The sequence below is a fragment of the Silvibacterium bohemicum genome, from assembly GCF_001006305.1.
Taxonomy (GTDB): domain Bacteria; phylum Acidobacteriota; class Terriglobia; order Terriglobales; family Acidobacteriaceae; genus Silvibacterium; species Silvibacterium bohemicum.
The window spans coordinates 540,960-556,178 of record NZ_LBHJ01000003.1; the positions used below are offsets into that span (position 1 = coordinate 540,960).

The 15,219-nt window shown below is 58.3% G+C and carries 6 protein-coding genes; 3 read left to right on the forward strand and 3 right to left on the reverse strand.

The features are described from left to right. Window positions 1-24: 24 nt before the first annotated feature. Window positions 25-8,691, reverse strand: coding sequence for a discoidin domain-containing protein (locus XX99_RS07805; protein WP_082125361.1), 8,667 nt, complete (start codon window positions 8,689-8,691; stop codon window positions 25-27). A 393-nt stretch (window positions 8,692-9,084) separates the two neighbouring features. On the opposite strand from XX99_RS07805, the gene XX99_RS07810 reads away from it, so the two are divergent. Continuing rightward, window positions 9,085-9,297 carry a hypothetical protein gene (locus XX99_RS07810; RefSeq protein ID WP_156185859.1) on the forward strand — a complete coding sequence of 71 codons (213 nt, stop codon included), beginning with the start codon at window positions 9,085-9,087 and terminating at the stop codon, window positions 9,295-9,297. Window positions 9,298-9,430: 133 nt separating this feature from the next. Beyond that, window positions 9,431-10,786 carry a hypothetical protein gene (locus XX99_RS07815; RefSeq protein WP_050058811.1) on the forward strand — a complete coding sequence of 452 codons (1,356 nt, stop codon included), beginning with the start codon at window positions 9,431-9,433 and terminating at the stop codon, window positions 10,784-10,786. Window positions 10,787-10,850: 64 nt separating this feature from the next. Here XX99_RS07815 and XX99_RS07820 read toward each other — a convergent pair whose 3' ends face one another. Then, window positions 10,851-11,741: an aldo/keto reductase gene (locus XX99_RS07820; protein ID WP_050058812.1), complete on the reverse strand. Its 891-nt coding sequence runs from the start codon at window positions 11,739-11,741 to the stop codon at window positions 10,851-10,853. A gap of 362 nt (window positions 11,742-12,103) precedes the next feature. On the opposite strand from XX99_RS07820, the gene XX99_RS07825 reads away from it, so the two are divergent. Beyond that, window positions 12,104-12,499, forward strand: coding sequence for a DUF3592 domain-containing protein (locus tag XX99_RS07825; RefSeq protein ID WP_050058813.1), 396 nt, complete (start codon window positions 12,104-12,106; stop codon window positions 12,497-12,499). 803 nt (window positions 12,500-13,302) lie between these two features. Here the strand turns inward: XX99_RS07825 and htpG are convergent. After that, a complete protein-coding gene (gene htpG, locus XX99_RS07830) occupies window positions 13,303-15,168 on the reverse strand; it encodes a molecular chaperone HtpG (protein ID WP_050058814.1) in 1,866 nt (621 codons plus the stop codon). Window positions 15,169-15,219: the final 51 nt, after the last annotated feature.

Consider the following 15,219-nt stretch of genomic DNA (forward strand, 5'->3'; position numbering starts at 1 on the left):
CGAGCGCCATGCTCCGCTATCGCACTACCAGCCGATTCCGAAAGCCATGTGTTCCGGCTGTCCGGTGGTGATGGTTGTGCTCTGGTTGTTGTTGTCGTCGTAGGAGAAGCCATAGGCCAGTCCTCCAACGGAGTGTTTGTGCCAGAACTGCGCGTAGAAGTTGGCCGGCGTGGATTGGTAGTACGCCGGAACACTCGCCCAGTTCGCAGGATTGAGAAGAACGCCACGGTTGGTCGCCGAGCAGATCTGGTTTTCCAGCTGCAACTGCTTGGCATTTTCATCCTGCTGCTGAGCGGTGCTGCCGGAAACGCCAGTTGCCATGGTTCCCGCGCACTCCAGAATGTCCTGCGTGGATGGCTGCTGCACGAGGAAGGTCTCGCCCGCATTGGCTGCGGCGGGGTTGATCTCCGTGAAGGTTAAGGTCGATCCCGAAGCGGTGCCGCTGAACTGGCGTCCGTTGAGGGTGAGCACCAGGGGAGTCGTGCTCCACTGCGCCCAGGCGCTTGCGATATAGCTGGCGAAGTAGTTCGCGTTCGCGCCGCCCGTACCCAGGGAGAGCTTGGCAGGCGAGAAGATGCGAAGGTTGGACATCGTGGGAGGTTGGAATTGCGCCGGCACTTCGCTGGTGAATTCGCTGTCGATCTGGGCGATGGATTCGGTGATGCCCACCTGCTGATGGAAGGTGGCACCCGAGCCCCACACGTCGAGCAGCAGCGGCAGACCGAACTCATCGACCTGGGTGGTGTTGATGAAGATGCCGTTCTGGTTATTGAATTCGTACCAATCGAAGTGGGTGTTGATGTTGGGATCGGTGCCGTTCTGCGGGTTGGGTCCAGCGTAGCCGGTCACGTTGCCGTTGCCGTCTCCGTTGACCTGTACGTAGAGGGGATTGCCGAGCGAAATATACGCGCGGGCTGATTGGAAGGTTGGAATCTTCAGCAGCGTGCTCTGTGCAAGCGTGAAGGAGTAGTTGCCGTAGCTCTTGCCGTCCGGGCCGGTCAAGTGATTGGCCGCCGCCGCATCGTTCAGCGTGAAATCGACAATCGTTCCGTCGAAATTCAGGTAAGCGAATTTGCCGTTGGCCGGGTCCATGCCGATCACGGTGACATAGATCTGATTGTTGGCCCATGCTCCGTTGGTGTTGTTGTTGAGGTCGACACCAATGAAGCCGGGATAGATCGTATATCCTGCGCCGGAATTGTTGACCGTCAGAGTGGCAGCCGTCGAATTGACGGTGCCACTCGGATTGCCCACGGTGACGCTGAACTGCTCGCCGTTATCGGTGGCAGCAAGCGTTGGAGTGATGTAGCTCGCGGATGTCGCGTTGGTGATGGCCACGCCATTCTTGAGCCACTGATAGGTGAAGGGTCCGTCGCCGCCCGCAACCACAGTAAAGGTTGCGGTGGCGCCGACGTTGGCGGTTACGCTCGCCGGTTCGGTGGCGATGGTCGGCGCCGTGACCGGGCCGTACACATCGAACTCGAACAGGGAGTAGCCGTACGGCGTTGCTCGCGTCGTTCCATACATGCGGACATAACGGGCGCTGACCGGGGTGAAGGTGATGTTTTCAACTCCGCCCTTGCCTGCGGGTTGAGTGAAGACGGTTGCCCAGTTCTGCGCGTCGGGCGAGACCTGGATCTGGTAGACCTTGCCGTAGGCGGTCTGCCAGTGGAGGATGACCTGGTTGATCGTCTGCGCCGTTCCCAGATCGACTCTGATCCAGGAGGGATCGACGAAGGCGGAAGACCACCGCGTAGTGAGGTTTCCGTCCACCGCGAAGGCTGGGCCGTACAACGCGTCGTTCTGTCCGGCGCTCTCCGCGACCGGTTGATTGAGCGCGAGGTTCGGGCTGGTAGGTGTGACCGAGTTGACGGTGAGAGTCGCCTGCGTGGAAGTCGCAGTACCGCTGCCGTTCGTGACGGCGACAGTAAAGATGCTTCCGTTATCTCCCGACTCCAAGACCTGGGTGATGTAGCTGGCGGCGGTGGCGTTCGGAATGGCGACGCCGTTGCGCAGCCACTGGTAGGTGAAGGGACCGTTGCCGTCTGCCGAGACGGAGAACGTCGCCGTGTTTCCGGCATTCACCGTCTGGCTTGCAGGCTGAGTCGCAATCAGCGGAGCGCTGGCTCCGTAGACTTCGAACTCCCACAGTGAGTAACCATAGACAGTCGCCCGCTTCGTTCCGATCATGCGAATGTAACGAGCGGTGACTGAAGGAAAGTCCAGCGTCTCCTGTCCGCCCTTGCCGTTGTTTTGCGTGTAGACGGTCGTCCAGGTTTGCTCGTCACTCGAGACCTGGATCTGGTAGACCAGGCCGTATGCTGTCTGCCAGCGCAGTACGGCCTGGTTGATCGTCATCGGCGAGCCGAGGTCGATCTGAATCCATTGGTTGTCGGTGAAAGCCGAAGACCAACGCGTAGTCAGGTTGCCGTCGACAGCGTTTTCAGGCCCCAGTGCGCTGCTCTCGTTGCCGCTCGACGTTGCTGTCTTGCCGAGCGCCAGGTTGACTGCGACGCCTGGGGTCGTGGAGGTTGGATCGGTCACCGTCAGCGAGGCGGCTGCGGATTTTGTCGAGCCGCTCGCATTGGTGACCATCACGTTGAAGATACTGCCGCTATCCGACAACGAGGTTGCCGGAATTGTATAGCTGGTGTTGGTCGCTCCCTGCAGGGCAGTTCCGTTCAGCATCCACTGATACGAGAGTGGTCCATTGCCGTTGGCTACCACCGAGAACTGCGCCTGCGCGCCATCCACAACGGTCTGGCTTACCGGCTGAGTCACGATGGTCGGAAGTACGGGGCCATAGATCTCGAATTCGAAGACCGAATAGCCGTACTGTGAGCTGCGCTCCGTCCCATACATGCGGACGTAGCGTGCGTTGGTCGTAGAGAAGACCAGGTTTTCAGCGCCACCTGCGCCGTTGGTCTGCAGGAAGGCGGTAGTCCAGTTCACAGCGTCAGTGGATGTCTGAATCTGGTAAACGAGACCGTGGGCGCGCTCCCAGCGGAGAACCACTTGTCCGATAGGTTGCACCGAGCCGAGATCGACCTGGATCCACGTGGGATCTTCAAAGGACGAAGACCAGCGCGTGGTGAGGTTGCCGTCTGTCGCCTGGGTTGGCGGATAGGCAGCGCTCTCGTTTCCACTGGAAGTTGTTGGCCAGTTCAGCGCAAGGTTCGCTCCTGTCGGAACGGGGCCTGTGCCGAATCCAGTCACTGCGGTGTCGGTGCTGTTAGTGTTGTCGATTCCCGCAGCGGAGACCGTGAGGTCAGCCACAGTCGAGGTGACAGAGCCGGCCGGGTTGCTGACAGTGACGCTGTACTGTTCGCCGTTATCGGTGGCGGCCAGTGCAGGTGTGGTGAAGGAGGCAGCGGTAGCTCCCTGAATTGCGGTGCCGTTCTTAAACCACTGATAGGTGAATGGAGCCGCACCGGTGAAGTTGACAGTGAAGGTTGCGTTGGCCCCGATCGCCGCGGATTGGCTCGCGGGCTGGGCGGTGATCACTGGCGCGGCTGAACCGGCAGTGACGGTGAGTGTGGCCGCTGTCGAGGTGACGTTGCCGGCCGAGTTGGTAACGGTGACGCTGTACTGTTGGCCGCTTGCGCTGGCTGCCAGTACGGGCGTGGTGAAGACCGCAGAGGTGGCGTTCGGAACGGCAACGCCGTTCTGCAGCCACTGGTAGGTGTAGGGAGCGCCGCCGGTCGCATCAACCGTGAAGGTTGCTGTTGCTCCAACTGCGACAGACTGGTTTACGGGTGGAAGTGCGATCACCGGAACGGCTGCAGCGCCGCCGCCGTTGTTTCCGCCTCCGTTATTCCCGCCGCCGTTGTTGCCACCACCATTGTTTCCGCCGCCGTTGCCGCCGGTCGGGGTGTCGCTGACCGTCAGTGAGACTGCGTTGCTGGTGATGGTGCCGCTTCCATTCGTAACGGCCACGCTGAAGAGCTCGCCGTTGTCGGTATCGGCGGTCAGCGGCGTGATGTACGTTGCCCCTGTCGCGCCCTGGATGGGAGTGCCGTTTTCAAGCCACTGATAGGTGGGCGCGGGAACTCCGGACGCAGCAACGGTAAAGGTCGCCGCAGTTCCGACGGTCACCGTCGCAGGTTGGGGTGGTGTTTGGATCGCCGGCGGCTGCGCCGCAGACGTACCCGCATCGCAAAGCGTTGCACCGGGGAAGTTGTTGGTGACATTCCAGGTCGACGTGCCATCGAAGTTGACGATCGCGGTCTCGGTGGAATCGTTCGGATTCACGGTTGAAGTCCAGCTGCTCCAGACGCCGGGGAACGCGCAGGAAGCGTTGTTGTTGCCGCTGATGCTAAGCGCTTCAGCCTGGCTGGGAAGACGCATGTTGATGCTCGAGCAGTAGCTCGCGGCGTTGATCCCGGTGAATTGCGACCCCGGAGCGGTATCTGTCTGGACGGTGCGTGTCCAGGTCAGGCCGAGCAGGTTATCGAAGACCAGGTTCTGGTTGGAGGAGTTGACGGTAAAGCGCTCGCTTGCGTCGCCGCATTGCGGGACGTCGTAGACCTGGAACTCATACATCGAGTAGCCGTATTGAGTCGCGCGCTGGATGCCCTGCATGCGGATGTAGCGGCCCTGAACCGTGGGGAAGTTCAGCGTCTCCGTTCCACCTAGTCCGGTGTCGTTGGTCTTAGCTACGTTCCAGGTTGGGTTGGTCGCAGGATCGGCGCTCGTGTAGAGAATCTGATACTGCGTCGCGTACGCATTTTCCCAATTGATGATGACGGTGTTGAAGGACTGCACCGAACCAAGATCGACCTGCAGCCATGACGGATCGATGCCTGCCACCGGAGGCGTTGGAGCTGCGCCTGCCGTTGCCGATCCCCAGCGGGTGCCGAGGTTGCCATCGACCGCGTTTTCCGGTCCCAGGCAATTGACCCCGCTGAAGGGCGGAGCCGTCGTGCCGTCGCCGCACGCGTTCTGTGTGCTGCTGGAGGTAGCCGGCTTATCCAGGGCCAGATTGATCCCCGGAGGTGCAAGAGTGAGTTGTGCTGCGGCGCTGGTGGCGGGAACGCCGGCGGCATTGTTGACCATCACCGTATACGCGCCCACATTGGCCGCACTCATCGCCGGCACCGTGTAGCTGTCCGTATTGGAGAGTGACGTGTTGCTGGCAAGGATGGTTGTGGCGCCACCTGCGGGGGTGAACTGCCACTGATAGGTGTAGGGCGAAGAACCGGCAACAGTCGCCGTCAACTGCACCGGCTGGTTGGTTGCAACGATCTCGCCGATCGGCGAAGTTGTAATGCTTACCGGCGTTGCAGCGTTGACGGTGAGTACTGCCGTCGACGATTGCACTTGGTTGAGGGGGTTGCTGACGATGACATAGAAGTTCTGTGTTCCGGCAGCCGTCAGAACCGGGGTAGTGTAGCTGTTTTGCGGTCCGGATGCCACCGGTGTGCCATTTTCAAACCACTGATAGTTGATCTCCGGCGAACCGGACGCAACCACCGTCAGTGTCGCCGATTGACCCACAACGGCGATCTGCGACACAGGCTGTGTCGTGATGGCGACCTTGGCCGGAGCGCTTACCGTAAGCGTGACAGGATTCGACGTAACCGTGCCGAAGCTGCTTGAGACCACCACGGTGATGCTCTCGTTGTTCTCTGCGGCGGTCGCTGCGGACGTGACGAAGGTGGTGTCCGTTGCTCCCGAAACCATGCCGCCGTTCACAAACCACTGATAGGTGAGGGTGCCCGAGCCGCTAGCGGCAACGGTAAAGGTCGCGGGAAATCCAATCGTCGTGGAAGTGCTGACCGGGGGAACGATGATGGAAGGCGCCTGCGATTGCACAGGAGCCGGCGGCGTGACGGAGGTTAACTGCACAGTGCCGGGAAGCAGACCGGGAGCTGTCGCAGTCACGGTTACAGTTCCGGGAGTAAAGGTGCTGCGCAGGGCGATCTTGGTCAATCCGCCCTCGAAGTTCAGCTCAGGGTCCCCAGGTGCGTGGAAGAAAGCGTACGGTACGCCCTGGATCACATTGCTGTTGGCTTCGGAGAACGCGTCCTGGTAGTAGTTCGTCCAAGAAGGATCGGCAACATACTGCTCGCTGCCGCCCATATAGCTGGCCGGGCCGCTCACCGAGAAAGTAACGTTGTCGGCTGCGGTGGGCACGATATTGCCCTGCGCATCCTCAACCTCGGCGACGACGAAGGCCGCATCGGATCCGTTCGAAGTCCACTGAAAACTCGTGCCATCCGGCTTGAGAAGCTCCGGAACGGCGGTCAGCACGATCTTGTTTTCGGGACCGGCTGTGGTCCGCGAATCGGTTACACCTGCAACGACGTTATGATTCGCGTCGAGGCATTCCGCGGTGACCGTACCCGAAGCCCAGTTCACCGGCCAAGATACCTGGCCAGGCAAAATCGTAGAGTTTTGCGTAAGGTTGGAACTCGGATCGATGTCCCACGAATTCGGTATCAGATCCGCCAGCCCCTCGCCTGTAACTGGATCCTTCGCCGCGCCGTTGATAAGCAGGCGCACCGAGGGACAATTGCTGAAGGCATTCTCCTGGATGGGCGTGCCCGGAGTGTATTCATAGGCACGATTCCAGTGATGGGCCAGGTGAACGACCGGCTGGACGGAGAAGGGAACCCAGTTGGCCTGATACATGTAGAAGAGGCCACGGGGAAACCTGTTCATGTCCACCGACGAATATCCCAGCGAGCGGACAAAGTTCGACATATTAGGCTGGTTCTGGAACTCCGCGTAGAGGCTCACCTCACCCGGCGAATCGGCAAAATACCATTGCGCCATTCCCATGGTGTTGGCCGCCCTGCCATCGCGCCAGTCCTTCAAATAGGGCGCGGCGAACGCGAGTTCGAAATCCCAGGCCAGACCGCGGCCAGTTCCAACGTTATCCCAATACTCCGCTCCAAAAGCGGGGAATTGAGGATTGTTCTGCTTGTTTGAAACCTCGCAGCCTGCGCCATCGCACTCATTGATGTAGGCATACGAGGGAATTCCGGAGCGGGTCGCCTGTTTCCGTGGGTTGATGTTGTCCCATTCCACTCCCAGGTTTCCCAGGAAGTCCGCAAGGGTCGGATTGTTGCCGCCATTGTCTTCTTCCCAATCCAGAATCGAAGGATGGCTGCGGTCGCGGATGATCATGTCGCGATGCAGCTCTTCTTTGAGGGTGGTGTCGTCAGCTGAGGGGTCGGTGAAATTACCCTCACCGTCGCCGCTGGGCTGGTCGATCATGATACCGTAAGCATCCGCCGCTTCCACCAGTTCTTCGCTGCTGGTCGAGTGGCCGATACGAATCACATTGGCGCCCTGCGCCGCCTGCTGCGCGATATCGCGCCACACCTGCTCGTCCGGAACAGCGGAGCCGAGCGCCGGATAGTCGTAGCGTGCCGCGCCGCCCCACATGTATTGCTGGTGACCGTTGAAGTACGGGAAGTTGCTATCCCACGTGATGGTGCGGATACCAAGCGGACTCTGCGCCGAATCGACCACGACGCCGTTCACGCTGACGATGTGGTAGACCTTGTACATATACGGTGTTCCGAAGATCGAGTTGTTCGGATACCACAACGTCGGATTCGGAACCGTGATCATCTGCTGAAACATCGGCTGCGCTGTCGAAGGAAAGGTGTTCGGCGTCATCGGAGGCACCGACTGCGTGACCGGCGGTGCGGTCACCACCACATTTCCCTTTGCGTCCACAATCTGCGTGGTCAGCGTAACCTGCTGCGCCGTCGTTGTCTCATTGAGGACGTTAGTCTGTACTTCGACTACAGCTGAGGCTGCGGTTGCGGTCGCTTCGGCCGCGGGAACTTCGGATACCGTTCCCACATACGTGCCCCAGGTCTTCTGATTGGAGTACACGTTCAGGGGAATGTGTACAGGATTGGTGACATACAAAGAGACGTTTCGAAACAAACCGGCCATTGCCTGGCCGAAACGAAAGGCGCCGGAGAAACCGGGCTGTTCAAACCAGGAATCTCCCCTGGATACGTCCACGGCGATCACGTTGTCCGTGGCGCCATCGGTGTGCAGGTAAGGCGTGAGGTCGACAACCACGGGAATGAATCCGACCACGTGCGTGGCCTGGGTGTTTGCCGCCACTGCGCTGATACCCGGAAGCAATGTGCCGTTGATGAATACCTGAACGCCGGTGTGCGCGCCCTCGATATTGAGCATGAACTTCTGGCCCGCATATTTGGGGTCTACCTTGAAGTGCAGGCGATACCAGTTCTCGTTGCCGGTCAGTGATCCCTGGCCGCCGCCCGATGTCTGGTTAATAAAAGTGCGCGGTACGTTCGCTTCATAAGGCAACCCAACCGGCTGCCACTTGGCAGTGGAGTCTGAGCTTTCCACGAAGGACGGATTCGAATACTCCGTCGAGTTATTCGTATTTTCGAAGAGCCACTGGCTCTGCGGCGCGTTGGAGCCGGCGGTCGCATTCGATATATATTGCGGCACTCCGGCCGCCAGATTGATCGACATCCGCTGCGAGAGGGGCAGCGACGTCTCAATCTGCTGCGCCCGCGCCTGCGTCGAAAAGAACGCCGCGAACAGGACGAGAAGCATGACGATGCCGGTTCGCGCCTCGCTCTTCAGGAGATACGAAGTCCGAAGATTCGCCGAAGGTTTTCGGACGGCATTCAGATTGCTAGGGGTTGGAGAAATGGTTATGTCGTGGGGAGGGCTGGCGACGATCTGCATGAAGCTCCTTTATCACTCGCAGCGTTCAGTGCCCATGTTCCGGCACCTGCACAGTTGGTAAAAGACAGCTGGGAAAGACTTATTACTATGGTAATGTCGGGGCGGTGGGACATACTCACCCTAGGGGAGGGACTCAAGGTATACAAGCATGCTACGGTATCGAATCAAAAATGTTAAATAAGTAATCTAAATTCTGTCAGTTACAGTCCATTCACATAATGTATGCTACGTTGATGTTACGTTTTTTCAACGTTATTTCCGACCCGCTTATGTGTTAGTTATCGCGGTTACTTTTGTGCGTCATAACATCGCGCCTAAGCTTTTCCATGAATCCGGAACCCGCAGGCGAACAGTGCGATTTGTCGCGTGACCGGGATCATCGGGATATCCAAGTTGTCACCCTCAACGCCGGTCGACGGCCAGGCGGTAGGAAAGACTTACAGACTCTCGCTTCATCGTGCGCATCAGGCGGATGCATCCAGCACCGCAAACGTCGAATCATCTGCTCCTGGGAACTGCCTTGGAGTATCGATCTTCGATCCGGAGCAGGGGATCTGCCGCAACGAGAATCCCGACCGCGATGTCGGCGGTATTGCGGGAATATGAAAGCAACTTTCGGGTTTTAGACAAATCAGTCCGTATTTTCCTGTTGTTTTACCGATATGTGGTTCTTTGCCTGGAAGCGGAAAGCTCGAATTCCGGTCTCTCTCCAGCCTTGCGTTTGAAAGGTTCGAAATCGATGGACACTCGCACTCCCGTGGCAGGAACGGTCGAAGTCTTGGAAGATGAGCTCACACAGGAATCGACGCGACGGGAAGTTCTTCAGCAGCTTGATCGCATTACGGGCAGTTTGCATTTTCGAAATAGCAAGCGCTACCCCTCTTTCCTGCGCTACATCGTCTACGAAGCGTTGGCCGGAAGAGCCGAAGTGTTGAAGGAAAGAACCCTCGGAACCTGTGTCTTAGGCCGCGCCGCCGACTACGATACGAACCTGGATCCGGTGGTGCGCATTACCGCCGGGGAAGTCCGAAAACGGATCGCGCAGTATTACCAGTCGCCCGGACATGAACACGAGCTGCGCATCGAGATACCGCGGGGTTCTTACGCTCCTCGCTTCTTTCGTCCGTCGTACATCGTTGGGGATGGTGTTCCAAACGAGGCGGAGGGTTTTCAGGAAGACCCGGAGGATCAGCAAGCCGCGCCCGTTTCCGTGGCGCCCCTTGTGATTCATGCCGCGGAGATCAGCCGGCCAACTCTCCCAGCGGTCCCGTTTCCTGAGCTTCGCCCATCTCGGGATGGCGTGCACCTCGCCGTGATTTACTCGGCCCTGTTTGTCCTGCTTGTGGGGTGGGGCGTGTCCGTGTGGCGGGCATCCGTCAATGCGCGGCTGACGCCCGGCGTCTCTTTTTTCTGGGGAAAGACGCTGCATTCGCCTGAGCCCACCCTGATCGTCCTCGGCGTCCACTCCTTCGACGAGCATGGGACCGATATCTCTGCGCTCAGCCACGCCAGCATGCCGCGCCCGGAGCAGACACTGCTCTTCGCCATGACCCGATCCGACATGGTTCATCTGAGCGACCTCACCAGTTATGGAGAAGTGGTGAAATTACTCACTGGCCATGCTCATCCCTTTCACACCCAGGGAGCGGCGGACACCACACTCGAACAGCTGCGCCGCGGACCTTTTCTGCTAATCGGCGGCGGTAATAATCTCTGGACCAGGAGATTGACCCAGGATCTGCGCTTTCGTTTCACATCCCTGAACGGGCGCGATAACGTCATTCAAGACAACCAGCATCCGGCCGCTGTCTGGACTTTGGATGTCACGCGAAACGCGCTGGCCAACTCCCGGGACTACGGCCTGATCAGCTGCTTCTTCGATCCCCAGACCGAGCAGAATGTGATCCTCGCCGCCGGCATCGGCAAAAGTGGGACGGAGGCCGCTGTCGACTTTCTCACCAGCGAAAAAGGTTTGGACGCCTGGTTCCAGTCCGCGCATCCACCATCGGGCGCGAACCTGCAGGTCGTGGTTTCAACCGACGTCATCGAAGGCCAGCACGGACCGCCCCACGTTGTCGCGTCTTATATATGGTAGCGCCGGGCTGGTAGCGTGGACGAACAGCACTGCGGGCCCATCAAACCCGTGGTCGAGGAGGAGTCTACGCAAGCGCCCGATTCATGTTGCTGATGGCCTCGTCGATCTCCTGCGTGCTCTTGAATCCGACCGTGGCACAGTCCACTCCCGCATTCCGGAAAGCGAAGTTCATCGCCTTCGCGCGGTCGTCGTGGCTGTTCTGGAACTGACCTCCGCCGCATAGCTTCATTCCGATTACACCCAGCCCTTCTTTTTTCAGCTGGTGGATATGATCGACCACCTCGCTTACGTTATCGGGGTGGTTGGTGTCCTCGTAGGTCGGTCCGTCCATGCGCGCCCCGTTGTGGTTGATGCGGATCAAGCCCACATCGAGCCATTGGGTGCCCGGCATCTGACGCAGCGCCGGCAGTCCGTGCACCGAGGCGCCATGCGTGCGGATGACCCCGCTTCGCTGCGCTTCGAGGATACCGTCCTGCCAGCGTTTGGTGGTCTCCGGCCAGTCGGCCGTGTGCTGCCAATGCAGCAGCATGATGTCGAAGTACTCGGTTTGGGAGATACGCCGCAGCTCGTCGAACTTGGCTCGAGCGTCCGTGCCTTGGTGAAACGTAGAGACCTTGCTCATCAGGGTGTAGCTATCGCGCGGTAAACCTTTCAGAGCCTCGCCCAGCATGCCCGGCGTCTGGTAGGCCTCAGCCGTTTCGAAGAAGCGAATGCCGCGATCATACGCATAATGGATCAGCCGCGTGAATTCCTGTTGCCCCAGAGCGACTTGCACGGCGCCGCTGTCCGTCCCGGTTCCAAAGGCCAGCCGCGTCACTCCCACCTTGGAACGGCCCAGCACCACGGTATCGGTCGCGGTGCGCGTGGTGGCGCCCAGCGGAAGAGTTCCTGCCGCCGCCATAGCTCCCGCAGCCAGACCTGTTTTGAGGAAATCACGCCGTGTCGTTGGACTCATTTTTGACCTCCGCAGCTCGAGCCGATGGGCGAGCTGGATGATGGGATGTTAGCACGCTCAGGTGACATTGAAAGCAATAGACCCGCATCGATCATATGTATGTTTCATTGGACGGCAGCGCTCTTCGTATACTCACTGAAACCACCATTACAGCCGAGGTCCAGTGCCCTTTGGGTTATGAACCCCCCAAAAGCGCTCTGACTTGAATTGCTGACGAAAAGCCGACTTATGAGGAGTAAGCCGATTATGGCTGCAGAAAACTCGTCTTGCGAAGGGCTCGACACTCTGGGTTACATCCCTTTTCAAACTTCCGCATTGCTGACAACTGCTCGCGCGTTGAGTATGTTGTAAAGGATTCGGCCATGATGACAAAACTCTGGGAACGCGTGCGCGGCTACGACAAATGGATCGAAACCGCCGCAACCTTTGAAGCTGCAAAAGTCCAAAAAACGCCCCATAATGGGCGCGATGGCAGCGTTAGCTATACCTACAACTCGCTTGACACGATCTCATGGACAGATCAGAGCGGGGCAACTCACCGCGCAGAATTTAAAGTCCCCGATGACTCCCCGATCTATCAGCTGGTCGATAGAAACCAGGCCACGATACGGTACGATCCCGATCAACCAGATCGCTTCTATTATCCGGATCTTTTTCGCACACGCATAGCCACTGTTCTGCAACGAATTGGATACACCATTCTCTTTTTGGTGATCCTCTCCCTATTTATCGCGTTGAATAGCTGGCTTAGCCGCTGACGGCACAATACGAGCGCAGTGCCAATGCTAGAAGATTACTCCTGATAAACGCCCTTATCGTCACCTGAACGCATTCACGTCGGCGACAAGAGATACAGAAGGGTGACGGTGAACCGCCTAACCGAAACCAAAAAAATACTTGGCGCATAACTAGGCGCTAACTCGCTAAAATAGAGAGAGAGAGAACAAAAGGACCGCTTCCTGGGCTGCTCAACGAACCACGGCACGGTCCTTTTCCATTTCCGGCATACCGGTTCACCAAAAGAGGAAGACCAACGCACATCATCGCGCTCTGCGAATACCCTCTGCTCGATGGAGGCCTCTGCCGCCGGCGCCTCTTCGCACCGGATCTCTTTGCCATCGCCATAAACCTAAGTCGAGCCCCCTCAATGACCGAACTGCAACCCGAACGGAATCAATCACCGCAGTCGACATAGCACATTCTTAAGGACATTTCTGAAAACCGCATGGAGTGAATGAGTTACAGCCAGCCAAAGGAATGAAAGCCCAATAAAATCAATGACTGGGTCAAAACCCTCTTAAATTTTTCACGGAAATCACAACGCTGAGCCACTCGCGCCAGAGCCTGCTGAAGTCGCGATCGTTACTTCCGAGAGGCCGACTTGTGAGGAGTAACCTACGACTTTCCGTTACTGGGGAATTCGAGGATTGCTTCTCCGTGAAGTTCTTCGTCGATTTTCTGGAGTTGAGGAATGAAGTTATCGATTTTTGCGACGAATAAATGTTCCATCGGCGCTGCAAGCGGCCTTCGCAACCGCTTGCAGCTGACCGTTTGCCGCCCGTTAGACTGATTGGCTCAACACCCGGTTCAGGCGCTGAACGAAGGTGGCCGGATCTTTCAACTGGATGCCTTCGAGCAGCAGCGCCTGATCGAAGAGCAGCCATGCGGCATCTTCGACGCGGGCATTGTCCGGGTGTGCGAGCAGCTTGGTAATGATCTCGTGATCGGGATTGATCTCGAGGGTGGGCTTGAGCTCGGGCATCTCCTTCTGTCCCATCGCGCGCATCATCTGGCGCATGCGTGCGGAGGGTTCATCTTCGTCGGAGACGATGCACGAGGGGCTGTCGGCCAGGCGTGTGGAGGCGCGAACATCCTTCACGTTGTCGCCCAGCGTCGACTTCAGCTTTTCGAGCAGCGGCTTCAGGGTCTCGGCCTTCTCCGGCTCGGCTTCGTCCTTGAGATCGTCGCCGGCGGAGGATTTATTCACCGCCTTGAGATCGATCTCGTCATACTTGTCGATGCCGGAGAACACGATCTCATCGATGTCGTCGTCGAGGATCAGGACTTCGATGTCCTTCTTTTTATAGATCTCGAGCAGCGGGGAGGTGCGCAGAATCGCCTCGGTGCCGCCGGTAATGTAGTAAAGGCTCTTCTGATCGGGCTTCATCCGCGACTTCGCATCGGCAAGGCTGGTCATCCCTTCGGCCTTGGTCGACTTGAAGCGCACCAGCTCCAGCAGCGTCTCGCGATTGGCGTAATCACTGTAGAGGCCCTCTTTGAGCGGACGATTGTATTCGGCGACGAACTTCTGATACTTCTCCGGATCGCTGGTCGAGATGCTCTTCAGCTCCGAGAGAATCTTCTTCACGCTCGCCGTCTTGATGCTGGCAAGAACCTTGTTCTGCTGCAGAATCTCGCGGCTGACGTTGAGCGGAAGATCTTCGCTGTCGATGATGCCGCGCACGAAGCGGAGATATTGCGGCAGCAGCTCCTTCGAGTCGTCCATGATGAAGACCCGCTTGACGTAGAGCTTGACGCCGGTCTGGTAGTCGGCCTGGTAAAGATCGAGCGGAGCCTTGGCCGGGATATAAAACAGAGTGGTGTATTCTAGAGAGCCCTCGGCGCGGGTATGGAACCAGAAGAGAGGGTCTTCTCCGCCGCCGGTGAGGGACTTGTAGAGCTCTTTGTAGTCCTCGTCCTTCAGCTCGCTCTTGGAGCGCCGCCACATAGCCGACGCCGCATTCACCTGCTCGGTGACGCGGGTCTTGATGGATTCCTTCTTCTCCGCATCCCACTCACTCTTGTCATAGGTGAGGAAAATCGGAAAGGCGATGTGGTTGGAATATTTCTTGACGATCTCCTGCAGCCGCCAGCTGTTGGCGTACTGCGCGCCTTCTTCATTGAAGTGCAGAAGAATGGTGGTTCCAGCAACGGCGCGTTCGGCCGGTTCGATATCGAAGCCCGTCTTGCCATCGGAAATCCAGCGCCAGGCCTGGTCCTCACCAGCCTTGCGCGAGACGACCTCGACCTTGTCGGCGACCATGAAGGCTGAGTAGAAGCCGACGCCGAACTGGCCGATGAGGTTCGAGTCCTTGCGGGCATCGCCGGAGAGCTGCGAGAGAAAATTTTTGGTTCCCGAGCGGGCGATGGTTCCGAGGTGAGAGACGAGATCCTCTTCACTCATGCCGATGCCGGTATCAGAAATGGTGAGGGTCTTCTTTTCCTCATCGAGTTCAAGGTCGATGCGGGGATCGAAGGGAAGCGACTTGTAGGCTTCATCGACCAGGGTAAGGTGGCGCAGCTTGTCGAGCGCATCCGAGGAGTTGGAGATGAGCTCGCGCAGGAAGATTTCGGGGTGGGAGTAAAGGGAATGAATGATGAGCTGGAGGAGCTGAGAGACTTCAGTCTGAAATTCGCGCTTGGACATAACAAATTAATTATGGCGAAAATCAGCATTTTTTGCAGCCGAGGGCTGCCG

Coding starts and splice junctions, on each gene's coding strand:
- XX99_RS07805 (WP_082125361.1), bottom strand. CDS start 8,691: ATGCAGATCGTCGCCAGCCCTCCCCACGACATAACCATTTCTCCAACC.
- XX99_RS07815 (WP_050058811.1), top strand. CDS start 9,431: ATGGACACTCGCACTCCCGTGGCAGGAACGGTCGAAGTCTTGGAAGAT.
- XX99_RS07820 (WP_050058812.1), bottom strand. CDS start 11,741: ATGAGTCCAACGACACGGCGTGATTTCCTCAAAACAGGTCTGGCTGCG.
- XX99_RS07825 (WP_050058813.1), top strand. CDS start 12,104: ATGATGACAAAACTCTGGGAACGCGTGCGCGGCTACGACAAATGGATC.
- htpG (WP_050058814.1), bottom strand. CDS start 15,168: ATGTCCAAGCGCGAATTTCAGACTGAAGTCTCTCAGCTCCTCCAGCTC.